The following is a 13,397-nucleotide window of genomic DNA, read 5'->3' on the forward strand; positions in this document are numbered from 1 at the left end:
CATAGTGATGACGACTCGAAAACGCCTGAAGCATTGCGGAGAACGGGACTGTAGGAGGTTGGATCTTGGCTCTTCTGGATGATGTTAAAAGCGAATTGGCAGCCTTTGAGGGTGACTCCCCAGCCGCTATCAAGGCCCAAGCCGCTGCCATGATCCGTTTCGGAGGCGGTCTGCGCCCCGTGCAGAACGCCTATGTGATTCAGGCGGTGTTCACTTCGCTCGATGCCGCCGAATGGCTGCGCAACACGTTGAGGGACGTGTTCGGCCATGAAGCCGAGATTAATCATCTCACTAGGCAGACGCCGAACGGTCCGGTCGAGACCTATGTGGTGCTCGTCACGCGCAACGTAGTGGCTTTGGCCCTACAGACGGGTTTGGTGGATCGTCGCAAACAGCAGGTCCGCGGATTGCCGGCCGAAGTGGTCAATGGTTCCATCGCCCAGATCAAGGCCGCATGGCGCGGCGCGTTCATGGCGCGTGGCTTCCTGTCCGATCCGGGCAAGGCCAGCTTCCTGGAGATTGCCTGCCCCACCGAAGAGGCCGCCATGGCCCTGTGTGGCGTGGCCCGTCGTCTCGGCATTCAGGCCAAGCACCGCACGCTGCGCAGCTCCGAGCGCGTGACGCTCAAGGACCCGGATGCCATCGAACGCATGCTCAAGCTCATGGGCGCCTCGCGCTCCGCGCGCGAATGGACCGGCAAGCGCTCCGACGGCGAGGCACGCGGCAAGGCCAATCGTCTGGCCAACTTCGATGACGCCAACATGCGCCGCTCCGCGAAGGCCGCGGCCGAGGCGAGCGAAAAGGTGCAGCATGCCTTCGAGGTGCTGGGAGACAGCATCCCCGACAACCTGCGTCAGGCCGGACAGCTGCGCATCGACCATGTGGACAAGAGTCTCGAGGAGCTGGGCAAGCTCGCCGAGCCGCAGATCACCAAGGATGCCATCGCCGGCCGTATCCGTCGTCTGCTCCAGCTTGCCGAAAAGACCGAGAAGGCCCGTGCGGCCGAAGGCAAGTAGGCCTCAGTAGGCTTGTGGATTCAATCAGGTAGGTATCGGACGCGGGTAACTGCATAGGTCAGTCGCCCGCCATGCGTCGCATACGAGAAGCAGGCAACTAATCTCTCCCCGCAAGCACTGTCAAGCTTTGGTTAGGCCCTGTCTGGCCCGATTGCACTGTGGATCCCCACTTCGGCAGCGCCGATGTGGGGGATAGGGGATTACCGCATCCGACGTATGCCGGCCATGCCCGGCCGCATTGACCACAATATGCACGACACCGCATTCATCTACCGGATTGAATGCGGTGTTTTTCGCTTTGTGCCTGTAATATGCGAAGTGGCAAAACTGGCCACTTACTTTGACTTGATTCGTCAAGGAAAGGATATTATGAAGACACTCAAGGATCTTGGAGATCTCAAGGGCAAGCGCGTTCTGATGCGCGCCGATTTCAACGTCCCGCTGGACGGCACCACGATTACCGATGACGGTCGTATCAAGGCTGCGCTGCCGACCATCACGGCCCTGCGCGACGAGGGTGCCAAGGTCATCCTGATGGCCCACCTCGGCCGCCCGAAGGGCAAGGTTGTCCCCGAGCTGTCGCTGGCCCCGGTCGCCAAGCGTCTGGGCGAGCTGCTCGGCGCCGACGTCAAGCTGGCCAAGGACACCTACGGCGAGGACGCTCAGGCCAAGGTCGCCGCAATGAACGACGGCGACGTCGTCCTGCTCGAGAACGTGCGCTTCAACCCGGAGGAGACCAGCAAGGACCCCGAGGTGCGCGCCCCGTACGCCAAGAAGCTCGCCGCCCTCGGCGAGGTCTTCGTCTCCGACGGCTTCGGCGTGGTCCACCGCGCCCAGGGCTCCGACTACGATGTCGCCGCCGATCTGCCGGCCGCCGCCGGCCTGCTGGTCGAGAAGGAAGTCAAGGCCCTGTCCAAGGCCACCGAGAACCCGGAGCGCCCATTCACCGTGGTGCTCGGCGGTTCCAAGGTCTCCGACAAGCTCGGCGTGATCGAGAACCTGCTCGACAAGGCCAACCGTCTCGTCATCGGCGGCGGCATGGTCTTCACTTTCCTCAAGGCCAAGGGCTACGAGGTCGGCACCTCCCTGCTCGAGGAGGACCAGCTCGACAAGGTCAAGGGCTACATCGAGACCGCCGAGAAGAACGGCGTCGAGCTCGTGCTGCCGACCGACATCGTCGTTAACCCCGGCTTCCCGGCCGGCGATACCCCGGTCGCCCCCGAAGTCGTTGCCGCGGACGCCATCCCGGCCGACAAGATGGGTCTGGACATCGGTCCGGACTCCCAGAAGCTGTTCCACGACAAGATCGTGGACTCCAAGACCGTGGTGTGGAACGGCCCGATGGGCGTGTTCGAGATCCCCGAGTTCGCCGCCGGCACCAAGGCCGTGGCCCAGGGCCTCGTCGACGCGACCGCGGCCGGTGCGTTCACCATCGTCGGTGGCGGTGACTCCGCTTCCGCCGTGCGTAACCTCGGCTTCCCGGAGGACGGCTTCTCCCACATCTCCACCGGTGGCGGCGCCTCCCTCGAGTTCCTCGAGGGCAAGGAGCTCCCGGGTCTGAAGGTGCTCGAGTAGTTGAGCCGTAAAACAAACAGCCCGGTGGACTGTTTGTAGGCGAAAGGGCGGCGATAGCCGCCTTTTCGTTTCGTGGGTCTTCCTCTGCACGAGGGAGGCCCACACTCTGCAACGCAAGGAAGGGGAATCATGGCGTCCAAGCGCATTCCATTGGTGGCGGGCAACTGGAAGATGAACTTCGACCATCTCGAAGCCACCTATTTCGTGCAGAAGCTGGCATGGCTGCTGCGTGATGCGCATTTTGATTTCAAACGGTGCGAGATCGCCCTGTTCCCCTCCTTCACCTCCCTGCGCAGCGTTCAGGTGCTGATCGAAGCGGACCATCTGCGCATCAGCTACGGTGCCCAATCCGTGTCCGTGACCACGCAGGGCGCTTTCACGGGCGACGTCTCGGCGGACATGATCGCCCACCTCGGCTGCTCGTACGTCATTGTGGGACATTCGGAACGCCGGAAATACCATCCCGAGGACGACGCCAACATCGTCGATCAGGTCCGCGCCGTGCTCGCGGCCGGCATGCAGCCGATTCTGTGCGTCGGCGAAAGCTTCGAGGAACGTCGTCAGGGCATCGAACTCGACTTCGCCGTCGGCCAGGTGCGTGACGTCACCCGCGACCTCAGCGACGAGGAGGCCGCCCGGCTCATCGTCGCCTACGAGCCGGTCTGGGCCATCGGCACCGGCATGGTCGCCACCCCGCAATCCGCCCAGGACGCCTCCCAGGCCATTCGCGAGGATCTCAAAGCCACGTTCGGCGAGAAGGTCTCCGAATCCGTGCGCATCCTGTACGGCGGATCGGTCACCTCGAAGAACGCCGAGGAACTCATCCGGCAACCGGATGTGGACGGATTCCTGATCGGCGGCGCGGCCCTGGACGCCGATGAACTGTCCAAAATCGCGCGAATCGCATTGAAATCGACGAAATCCGGGCGCTGATGCGGCGTTTTTCCGCCACATGCGCTATGCTAGTCCACAGTTTGTTACACATCGGAGGTTACCTGTGACCGCTCTTAAGATCACGCTTGAAGTCGTCGTCGTACTGCTCAGCGCCCTGTTGACGCTGCTTATCCTTATGCACAAGGGCAAGGGCGGCGGTCTGTCCGACATGTTCGGTGGCGGTCTGACCCAGAACGCCGGTACGTCCGGTGTGGCCGAGAAGAACCTGAACCGCTGGACCGTGATCATCGCCCTGCTGTGGGTCGCGCTGATCATCGGCCTTGATATGATGACCAAGTTCAACCTCGGCTGATTGTACTTTTGGCTGGCCTGATATGCGACCCATGACCCGTCTGCGGGGTCATGGGTCGCATTCGTTTGCAGCCGCCGTCGCCGACCGCACCGGACCAATCAGGCTCGGTGGCGGCACAAGGTGACTCGGCGGCGGAACGAGGGGACTCACGCAACGCAGGCCAGACACACGCAGGCACGGATTACAGGTACGGATACGAGATAGAGACAAGGAGCACCAATGGTCACCATGAACCGCAATCGCGTCGTCATCGTCGGCACGGGCCAGGTCGGGGCCACCGCCGCATTCGGCATCGTCACGCATGGCTTGTGCAACGAGCTCGTGCTCATCGACCACTTCGCCGCCAAGGCGCTTGGCGAGGCTCGCGATCTGGACGACGGCAGCGAATTCCAGGATCGTCACGTCAAGGTGCGCACCGGAGACTACGACGATTGCAAGGACGCGGATATCGTGGTCATCACCGTGGGCCGCAAGCCCCCGGTCGGCTCCAACAGACTCGCCGAACTCGGCTTCACGGTCGGCCTCGTGGGCGAGGTCGTGGACAAGGTCATGGCGTCAGGCTTCGACGGCGTGATTCTCATGGTTTCCAACCCGGTGGACGTGATGGCGTGGTATGCATGGAAGCGTTCCGGCCTGCCCCGCACGCAGGTGCTCGGCACTGGCACGGCGCTCGACACCTCGCGTCTCAAGACCATCATCGGCGAGGAGACCGGACTCGACCCGCGCAACGTGGGCGGTTTCGTGATGGGCGAGCACGGCGATTCCCAGTTCGCGGCGTGGTCCACCGTCTCCCTTGGCGGCAAGCCGTTCGCCCGGTTCCTTGCGGACAATCAGGACCGTTTCTCCTCCGTCTCCACCGAGGAGATCGAACGCAAGACCCGCCAGCGCGGCGATGACATTGTTGCGGCCAAGCACGGCACCAACTTCGGCATCGCCTCCACCGTGGCCGGCATCGTGCAGACCATCCTGTGGGACGAGCGCCGCATCGTGCCCGTTTCCACGCTGTTGGACGGCGAATATGGCGAACACGATGTGTTCCTCGGTGTGCCCACCGAGCTGCGCGCCAACGGTGCCAACGAGATTGTCGAACTCGACCTCAGTGATGAGGAACTGGCGAAGTTCCATCATTCGGCCGAAATCGTTCGCTCCTACTGCAAGGGACTGCTATGACCCGAACCGTGAACCCGCCCGCAGGTCAATCGGCGCTTCCCGACCTCATCGTCGCCGACCTCGACGGCACGGTGCTGTATGACGCCGAGGTGTTCGAGGACCGTGACATCACCCAGCGCAGCATCGACGCCATCAACCGGGCTCATGAGGCCGGCTGCCGATTCGCCATCGCCACGGCACGGCCGGTGAGCACCGGTCTCAGGTTCGCCGAACTGCTGCCCGTCGACGCGGTGATCTATCTCAACGGCGCGCTCATCGACTTCGACCCGGCGGCCTCCGACTTCGACATGCTCACCTCCGGCGAACTGCCCGAGGACGGTCATCTGGTCAAGATCGGTTTCCCGGCGTCCCGAGCCTGTGAGGTCTGTCTCGACCTGCTCGAGCGGATGCCGGATCTGAAGCTCGGCATCGTGATGGACGACGTGCGCTACACCAACTTCGACGTCAGCGTGTACTGGAAGACCCAGACCTTCCGGTACACCGACTTCCATGACGTGCCCGACGGCGTGGCCGACAAGATCACCATCTTCCCCGCTCCGGACCAGTGGGATGCCCTGCGTCCGCTCATCCCCGACGATTTCGAGGTCTCCATCAGCGAAGGTGTGATGTGGATGCTGATGAACCCGAAGGCCAACAAGGAATACGCCATGCGGGTCCTGTGCGAACGCATGGGCGTTCCGCTCGCCCGTACGGCCGCGTTCGGCGATGACCTCATCGACATCGCCATGATGCGCGCGGCGGGCAGGGGAGTGGCCGTCGCCAACGCCAATCCCCAGGTGTTGGCCATCGCCGACGAGGTGTGCCCGTCCAACAACGATGACGGCGTGGCCCAATGGATCGAGGCACGGCTCGGCTAGTGCCGTGGCGGTCGGCGGCCTGATGACCCGATGGTCCGATGGGCGAGTCGGGGTTCATGGGACCGGTGGGGCTACAGTAGGAGTCATGGTGAACGGTACTTCGCACGGCTCTGGCCGCGATTTCGCACGCAATGCTTCCCATGATTCCGTCGGCGTCCGCACGCGCAACGCCACATACGACCATGCGCTGGGCGCGCTGCTGGGCTTGGCCATTGGCGACGCGCTCGGCATGCCCACGCAAAGCATGTCCCACGAGCGGATCAGCCTCGAATACGGGCCGACGCCGATTCGTTCGTTCGTGGATGCCTCGCCCAACCAGCCCATCGCCCCGAACATGAAGGCCGGTTCCGTCACTGACGACACTGAACAGGCGCTGCTGCTCGCCGGCCAGCTCATCGATTGCGACGGCGATCTCGACATCCGCCAGTACGCCTATGCCCTGCTCAATTGGGAGGAGGACATGAAGGCGCGCGGGTCGCTCGACCTGCTCGGCCCCTCCACCAAACGGGCCCTCGAGCGCTTCCAGGCCGGTGTGGACGTGGAGCAGACCGGCGCACTCGGCACCACCAATGGCGGCGCGATGCGCGCATGCCCCATCGGCATCGCCAACCGGCCCGGTCCGCATCTGGCCGAGACCGCCCGCCGATCCTCCATAGTCACGCACAATACCGAGCAAGGCATCGAATCCACGATGCTGGTGGCCGCCGCAGTAAGCTACGGCATCGATGGCGCAGACCCGGAGGAGGCCATGCTCATGGCCTGCAACTATGTGACCGGATACCTTGCCATGAGCCGTTTCGAAGGTCATGCGCTCGGCCACTGGTCGCCCAAGGCTTCGGTGATCGCCCGCACGCGGTGGGCCATCAACTGGGCGCGCAATCATACCGGTGACGATGCGGTTGACCTGTACGACCACGACATGTTCGGCGACCAGCTGCGTGCGCTCATCGGCACCAGCGTGGAGGCCAACGAGTCCGTGCCCGCCGCGTTCGCCATCGCCACCCGATACGCGCAGCGGCCCTACGACGCGCTATGCGTGGCCGCCAACATCGGGGGCGACACCGACACCATCGCCGCCATGACCGGTGCGATCCTCGGTGCGGCACACGGTGCGTCCGCCTTCCCGGAATCGCTCGCCACCACCGTGCAGGACGTCAACGACCTCGATCTGGCCACCACCGCCGACCGGTTGCTGGCCCTGTCCGGAAGGAACGACGCGTGAGCCATATGAGCATGAACAACACGAATCGTATGAATGCGGAGGACCGGTTCATGTCAGCTCAACCGGCGGCAGCGCGATTGGCTGAACCGCGGCCGGCAACAGGACGGGTCATCAGCATGGGCCAGATGCTGGTGGACCTCACCATGCGCATCGACCGCGTACCTGAACCGGGCGGCGACGCCTTCGCCGACGAGGCCGTCGCGCGGGTGGGCTCCAGCTTCAATATCCTGCATGCGGTGAGGCAGATGGGCGTTCCCGCCGCGCATGGCGGCATCATCGGCACCGGTCCGTGGGCGGCGCAGATCCGCGCAGCGCTGGCCGACGACGGCATCGACCACATCGGTCTGACCGATTCGTCACGCGACTCCGGCATCTGCATCGCCATGACCGACGCCCGCGCCGAGCGCACGTTCGTCACCGTGCGTGGAGCCGAGACACAGGGCGACGAGCACTGCTTCGACTCGTTGAATCCATCCGACACCGACATCGTGCATATCAACGGATACACGTTCGCTCACCCCACCTCACGCGGATTGCTCGCCTTCCTCGAACGATACCGGGCGCACCGGTTCACCACCGTATTCGACCCGTCTTCGGTGGCAGCCGGCGCCGAAGACCGCCTGCTGGACGCCATCGTCGCCCATCGGCCGATCTGGTCGTGCAATTACGAGGAATCGCTGGCTTTGGCGCGGCGTCTGGGATTGTCCGGCGCGGTATTGGAGGATGCCGGCGGCACCTGTGCGGCGTTGAGCGGACGACTGGACGCGCCGGTGATCCTGCGCGCGGGGGCTTCGGGCGCATGGCTCAGCGCCACGCCGGGGGAGCGTGCGGTGCTTATTCCCTCCCATCATGTGCATGCCGTGGATACCAACGGCGCCGGCGACTGCCACGTCGGCGTGATGAGCGCCGAACTCATCCGTGGCGCCTCGCTTGAGGATGCGGTGCGCACAGCAAATATAGCCGCAGCGATTTCGGTGACCCGTCGCGGGCCCGCCACCTGCCCCGCCCGCAGTGAGGTTGAACCATTGCTGAACCGTGCCTAGTGGTCTGCCTCACAATTAATCACTATTAGTGAGACAGATTATCGGACAGGACGGTCCGTTATTTGAACGCGGCACACGCCTGTAATTGAACTGGCGTTGAACCGGGCGTATGCTTTGAACCGTTGTTCAACAATAAATTGAACTCTTGGTTGGAGGCATGATGAGCGTATCGGTGTTCGCGGAGCGGCTGCGCAAGGCGATGGATAGCAGGGGACTCAAGCAGATCGATCTGGTGCGCGCCGCCGAACGCAATGGCGTCAAGATGGGCAAAAGCCATATCAGCCAATATGTCGCCGGTAAGACCATGCCACGCGAGGACGTGCTGAACTTCCTCGCCAATGAACTGGATGTTGACGTGAATTGGCTGCACGGCGAGGAATCACAGCCGCAGCTCCAGGGAGCAGCAGCCACGCCCGTCGAGTCCGTCGCCCCTCGCCCGCAGGAACAGCCGGCCGGCTTCGGCGCCACGTCCATCACCGCAGCGGCAGCCGGGGCCGACACACCCGGACCGACCGCCGCGCATCCCGACATGAATGCCGCGAACCTCGCGGATGCCGAGATTCCGACGGCCCGTCGCCGCTCCTTCGGCAAATCCCACAAGCTTGACAACGTGCTGTACGACGTGCGCGGTCCGGTGGTGGACGAGGCTGCCCGCATGGAGGCGGACGGCACCCACATCCTCAAATTGAACATCGGCAACCCGGCGCCGTTCGGCTTCCGCACGCCGGACGAGGTCGTCTACGACATGGCCCACCAGCTGACCGACACCGAAGGCTACTCGCCGTCCAAGGGCCTGTTCTCCGCGCGCAAGGCCATCATGCAGTATGCGCAGCTCAAGAATCTGCCGAACGTCACCATCGACGACATCTACACCGGCAACGGCGTGAGCGAGCTCATCAACCTGTGCATGTCCGCGCTGCTGGACGACGGCGACGAAGTGCTCATCCCCAGCCCCGACTATCCGTTGTGGACCGCCTGCGTGAATCTTGCCGGCGGCACCGCTGTGCACTACGTGTGCGACGAGCAGTCCGAATGGTATCCGGACATCGACGACATCCGCGCCAAGATCACCGACCGTACCGTGGCGATCGTGCTTATCAACCCGAACAACCCGACGGGCGCGCTCTATCCGAAGGAGGTGCTCCAGCAGATCGTCGACATCGCGCGCGAACACCAGCTCATGATCTTCTCCGACGAGATCTACGACCGTCTCGTCATGGACGGGCTCAAGCACATCTCCATCGCCTCGCTCGCACCGGATCTGTTCTGCGTCACGTTCTCCGGACTGTCCAAGTCCCACATGATCGCCGGCTACCGCGTCGGCTGGATGGTACTGTCCGGCAACAAGCGTATCGCCAAGGACTACATCGAGGGCATCAACATGCTGGCGAACATGCGTATCTGCTCGAACGTGCCCGCCCAGTCCATCGTGCAGACGGCCCTCGGCGGGCACCAGAGCGTGAACGACTACATCGTGCCTGGCGGCCGTCTGTTCGAGCAGCGCGAATACATCTACAACGCCATCAACGCGATCCCCGGCTTGACCGCCGTCAAGCCGAAGGCCGCGTTCTACATCTTCCCGAAGATCGACGTCAAGAAGTTCAATATCCGCGACGATGAGCAGTTCGCCCTCGACCTGCTCCATGACGAGCGCATCCTCATCACCCGAGGCGGCGGTTTCAACTGGGCCGAACCGGATCACTTCCGTATCGTGTACCTGCCCCGTATCGAAGTGCTCAGGGATGCGACCACCAAAATCGCGGACTTCTTCAGTTATTACTGGCAGGCTTGAGGTCGGGCTCCGCCGATGAAGGCCATACCTCCTCGGCGATGGAACGGACCAGAGCGATCTTGGCCCACTGCTGGTCTTCGGTGAGGTGGTTGCCTTCCTCGGTGGAGGCGAAGCCGCACTGGGTGGACAGGCACAGGCGCTCCAGCGGCACATACTGCGCTGCTTCGGCGATACGGGCCTTGATGGTTTCGGGGTCCTCGAGCTCCGGCTTCTTCGACGTGATGAGGCCGAGCACCACCTGCTTGCCGTCCGAGACCTTGGCCAGCGGCTCGAAGTCGCCGGAACGGTCGTCATCGAACTCCAGATAGTAGGCGGCCACGTTCTCCTCGCCGAACAGCACATCCGCCACCTGGCCGTATCCGCCGGCGGAGAACCACTGCGACTGGTAGTTGCCGCGGCAGATATGTGTGGTGACCACCATGTCGTCCGGCACTGCGGCGATCACCGCGTTGTTCACCGCCGCATACTGGCGCTGCACGGTCTTGGCGTCCACGCCGAACACGGTGTCCTTGAAGTCCTCGGACACGAACGCGCCCCATGTGCAGTCATCGAACTGCAGCGTGCGGCAGCCCGCCTCGTACAGGTCATGCGCCACCTGGATGTAGGCGTTGGCGATCGCCTCGGCCAGAGCGTCGTTGTCCTTGTACGGGTTGGTCGCGTCCTCGGCGATGCCCTGCTGCAGCACGAACAGCGTCTGCGCGGGGGAGGGTACGGTCTGCTTGGCGCGGGTGTTGTCATCCTCGAGCGCCTTGACGAACCGGTAATGCTCCACGAATGGGTGGTGTTCGCCGCTGATCTCGCCGTCCACGCCGGCCGCCTCGACCACGGCCGTGCCATCGGAGCCCTTGAACTGGATGGGAGCCGTGCCGCGCTTGACACCCTGCAGATTCCACATGAAATCAAGATGCCAATAGGCGCGACGGAACTCGCCATCCGTGATCACATGAAGTCCTGCCGCCTTCTGCTTGGCCACCAGATCCACGATGGCCTTGTCCTCCACGGCCTTCAACGCATCGGCGTCGATGCGGCCCGCCTCGAAGTCGGCGCGGGCGGCCTTGAGCTCGGCGGGACGCAGATAGCTGCCCACCACATCCGCACGGAACGGCGCATTCTTCGCATAAGTCATAGTCGTTCGTCTCCTTTGAACCGTTGGTGTGAACCAGACCCATCAGAATCCGGCTCGTTCGTTCCAGTCAGCCGCTCCGACAATCGCCCTTGCGTCGGCATCGTATGAAACGGCATACGTGACGTACCTTACCCGAATACTCCGTGGCACGCCTCCGCTCATCTCACCAATCATCCCGCCAACCTGACTGCCGGACGCTAATCCCGACCGTGAACCCGTCCATCGGCGGAAGCACGGACGAGCGAATCAATCACGCCGATTGCGAGGCCGAGAGCGGCAGGAACCAGCCAGCCGAGCTGATAGGACTGCAGCGAAAGCAGTCCCAATACGGCAGCGAGCCACGGCAGCGAGCCACCGAACACCTGCACCAACGATTCAATGCACCCCAGAACCGCCACGATGCCCACCAGCAGAACGGTCCAGAAATACACGCGTGGGAAGCGCGCACCGAACACATGATGGGTCAGGGCCAACAGCACCAGCACGATGGCCATCGGATACAGGGCGGAGAGCACCGGCACGGACACCTTGATGATCGCGCTCAGTCCGGCGTTCGACACCACGAAGCTGAACACGGTGAACAGCACCTGCCAGGCGCGATAGCTCACCTTCCGGCCGGCGACGGTGGGGAACTTCGTATGGAAATAGGTGGCGCATGTGCAAATCAGACCGGTGCACACATTCAGACAGGCGATAACGAACACCAGACCGAGGAACACCGTGCCGCCCGCGCCGAACACCGAGGACGTGAGGTTGGTGAGCACCGTGGCGCCCGTGTCCTTCGCGGGATCGATTGCGGCGATTGCGCCGGAGACCACGCCCACATAGGCGAGCGCGCCATAGATAAGCACTAGCAGCACGCCGGTGCCGAGACCCGCGAATGCCGTTTCGCGTTGCACCTGCGCCTCGTCGTTCACCTGCTGCGCGCGGATGTTCGCCGAGATTACGATGCCGAAGTACAGGGCGGCCAGTAGATCCATGGTCTGATATCCGTCAAGGAAGCCGCGTGCCAGCTGATTGGCCTCATAGTCACCCATCGGCTTGGCCGGTGTGCCGATGCCATGCATCAGGCAGGCCACGAACAGCGCGGCGATAAGGACGAGCAGCAACGGACCCATGAAACGGCCCAGCACCTTGGAGAGCTTTTCGGGATGCTGGGCGAAGACGAACGCCAGTGCGAAGAACACGAACGAGTAGACGAGCCGCGCGAGCCAGATGGAACCGTCCGGCGTGAACGGGGCGACCATCATCTCGAACGAGGTGGTAGCCGTACGGGGGATGGCGAAGCACGGGCCGATGGTCAGGATGATGGCGAGTCCCAGGAACAATGCGAACCTGAGGGAGACGCGGGTGGCCAGTTTGTCGAAGCCGCCGGCGAACGTCACCGCCATCACGCCAAGAATCGGCAGACCCACCGCCGAGACGATGAACCCGATGGCCGCGGGCACCGCGGCGGAACCGGCCTGAGCGCCCACGAACGGTGGGAAAATCAGGTTTCCGGCCCCGAAGAACATCGAAAAGAACGTGAACGTCATCACCACTCGTGCGCGAGTGTTCAACACATGCATATCCTACCTCTCTCCGTAAAATTAACTCTTTTCGTGAACCTAGCAGCCGCCGAGAGCCGCGGTCAAGACCGTGCGGTCTGCGTGCCATGGCCGTGCTCACGTATCGATCATGCGACCATATTGACCTGCAGGCATGTGGCCATGCTCGTGTGCTGGTCATGCGACCGGCGCGCGGCACGGACCCTCCTTACCCGTGGACGGCGCTTTCGCGGAAACATCGCACGTCTACGATATGGGCAACAACCGTATCAATGGGCGGATTGAGGAGGTAGGGTATGCCGGAGGTGTCACGTCGCGCGCAGGAAGCGCTGTATCCCAGTGTCAGGGAGATGTTCGAGCTGGCGGCCGGCGTGCCGGGTGCGATTTCGTTCGCCGTGGGGGAGCCCGGCTTCGACACGCCTCGGCCGATGATAGACGCCGCGTATCAGGCGGCGATTCACGGCGACACGCATTACACGCCGAATCGCGGCACGTTGGCGCTTCGCCGGGCATGGTGCCGGTACCGCGCCCGGATTGACGGCGCGGTACCTGATGCTGCAGTACCTGACGGCGCGTTACCTGATGGCGCGGGTTCGGATGGGTCCGGCGACGGCCTCGCTTACGACCCGGACAACGAGATCATCGTGACCACGGGTGGCATGGAGGCCGTGTATCTGGCGATGATCGCCACCTTGGACGCCGGCGACGACATCCTCATCCCCGATCCCGGATACGCGAACTACTTCGGCCAGGTACAGATGGCGCAGGCGAACGTGGTGCCGGTGCCGCTGTACGAGAAATAT

12 protein-coding genes are annotated in these 13,397 nt (G+C 63.4%); 10 read left to right on the top strand and 2 right to left on the bottom strand.

Annotation, left to right across the window (positions count from 1 at the left end; genetic code table 11):
• Nucleotides 1–65 precede the first annotated feature (65 nt).
• From whiA to BG22_RS04715, 9 genes are all read left to right on the top strand, one after another.
• Nucleotides 66–1,016 (top strand): DNA-binding protein WhiA, encoded by a 951-nt coding sequence (gene whiA / locus BG22_RS04675; RefSeq protein WP_094668134.1) that lies wholly within the window; start codon nucleotides 66–68, stop codon nucleotides 1,014–1,016.
• Between the two features lie 369 nt (nucleotides 1,017–1,385).
• Nucleotides 1,386–2,591, top strand: coding sequence for a phosphoglycerate kinase (locus BG22_RS04680; protein ID WP_094668133.1), 1,206 nt, complete (start codon nucleotides 1,386–1,388; stop codon nucleotides 2,589–2,591).
• Nucleotides 2,592–2,720: 129 nt separating this feature from the next.
• Nucleotides 2,721–3,524 carry a triose-phosphate isomerase gene (tpiA, locus tag BG22_RS04685; RefSeq protein ID WP_140493700.1) on the top strand — a complete coding sequence of 268 codons (804 nt, stop codon included), beginning with the start codon at nucleotides 2,721–2,723 and terminating at the stop codon, nucleotides 3,522–3,524.
• A gap of 64 nt (nucleotides 3,525–3,588) precedes the next feature.
• The gene (gene secG, locus BG22_RS04690; protein ID WP_094668131.1) at nucleotides 3,589–3,837 is read left to right on the top strand and encodes a preprotein translocase subunit SecG; all 249 of its coding nucleotides are present in this window, start codon (nucleotides 3,589–3,591) and stop codon (nucleotides 3,835–3,837) included.
• Nucleotides 3,838–4,056: 219 nt separating this feature from the next.
• A complete protein-coding gene (locus BG22_RS04695; RefSeq protein WP_140493702.1) occupies nucleotides 4,057–5,007 on the top strand; it encodes an L-lactate dehydrogenase in 951 nt (316 codons plus the stop codon).
• Nucleotides 5,004–5,864: an HAD family hydrolase gene (locus BG22_RS04700; protein WP_140493704.1), complete on the top strand. Its 861-nt coding sequence runs from the start codon at nucleotides 5,004–5,006 to the stop codon at nucleotides 5,862–5,864. The genes BG22_RS04695 and BG22_RS04700 overlap by 4 nt, the downstream gene beginning before the upstream one ends.
• 85 nt (nucleotides 5,865–5,949) lie before the next feature.
• A complete protein-coding gene (locus tag BG22_RS04705; RefSeq protein WP_140493706.1) occupies nucleotides 5,950–7,086 on the top strand; it encodes an ADP-ribosylglycohydrolase family protein in 1,137 nt (378 codons plus the stop codon).
• A 116-nt stretch (nucleotides 7,087–7,202) separates the two neighbouring features.
• Nucleotides 7,203–8,129, top strand: coding sequence for a PfkB family carbohydrate kinase (locus BG22_RS04710; protein WP_258186207.1), 927 nt, complete (start codon nucleotides 7,203–7,205; stop codon nucleotides 8,127–8,129).
• A 160-nt stretch (nucleotides 8,130–8,289) separates the two neighbouring features.
• Complete coding sequence (locus BG22_RS04715) at nucleotides 8,290–9,921, top strand: aminotransferase class I/II-fold pyridoxal phosphate-dependent enzyme (protein ID WP_181163383.1); 1,632 nt, start codon at nucleotides 8,290–8,292, stop codon at nucleotides 9,919–9,921.
• Here BG22_RS04715 and BG22_RS04720 read toward each other — a convergent pair.
• Both BG22_RS04720 and brnQ read right to left on the bottom strand, forming a co-directional pair.
• A complete protein-coding gene (locus BG22_RS04720) occupies nucleotides 9,899–11,047 on the bottom strand; it encodes a 5-methyltetrahydropteroyltriglutamate--homocysteine S-methyltransferase (protein ID WP_140493710.1) in 1,149 nt (382 codons plus the stop codon). The genes BG22_RS04715 and BG22_RS04720 overlap by 23 nt on opposite strands.
• A 197-nt stretch (nucleotides 11,048–11,244) precedes the next feature.
• Nucleotides 11,245–12,582: a branched-chain amino acid transport system II carrier protein gene (brnQ, locus tag BG22_RS04725; protein ID WP_375137695.1), complete on the bottom strand. Its 1,338-nt coding sequence runs from the start codon at nucleotides 12,580–12,582 to the stop codon at nucleotides 11,245–11,247.
• A 308-nt stretch (nucleotides 12,583–12,890) separates the two neighbouring features.
• Here brnQ and BG22_RS04730 point away from each other — a divergent pair.
• Nucleotides 12,891–13,397: aminotransferase class I/II-fold pyridoxal phosphate-dependent enzyme (locus BG22_RS04730; RefSeq protein ID WP_140493714.1), on the top strand; the 507-nt coding region annotated here is incomplete at its 3' end.

The sequence above is a fragment of the Bifidobacterium sp. UTBIF-78 genome (genome assembly GCF_006408945.1).
GTDB classification, from domain to species: domain Bacteria; phylum Actinomycetota; class Actinomycetes; order Actinomycetales; family Bifidobacteriaceae; genus Bifidobacterium; species Bifidobacterium myosotis.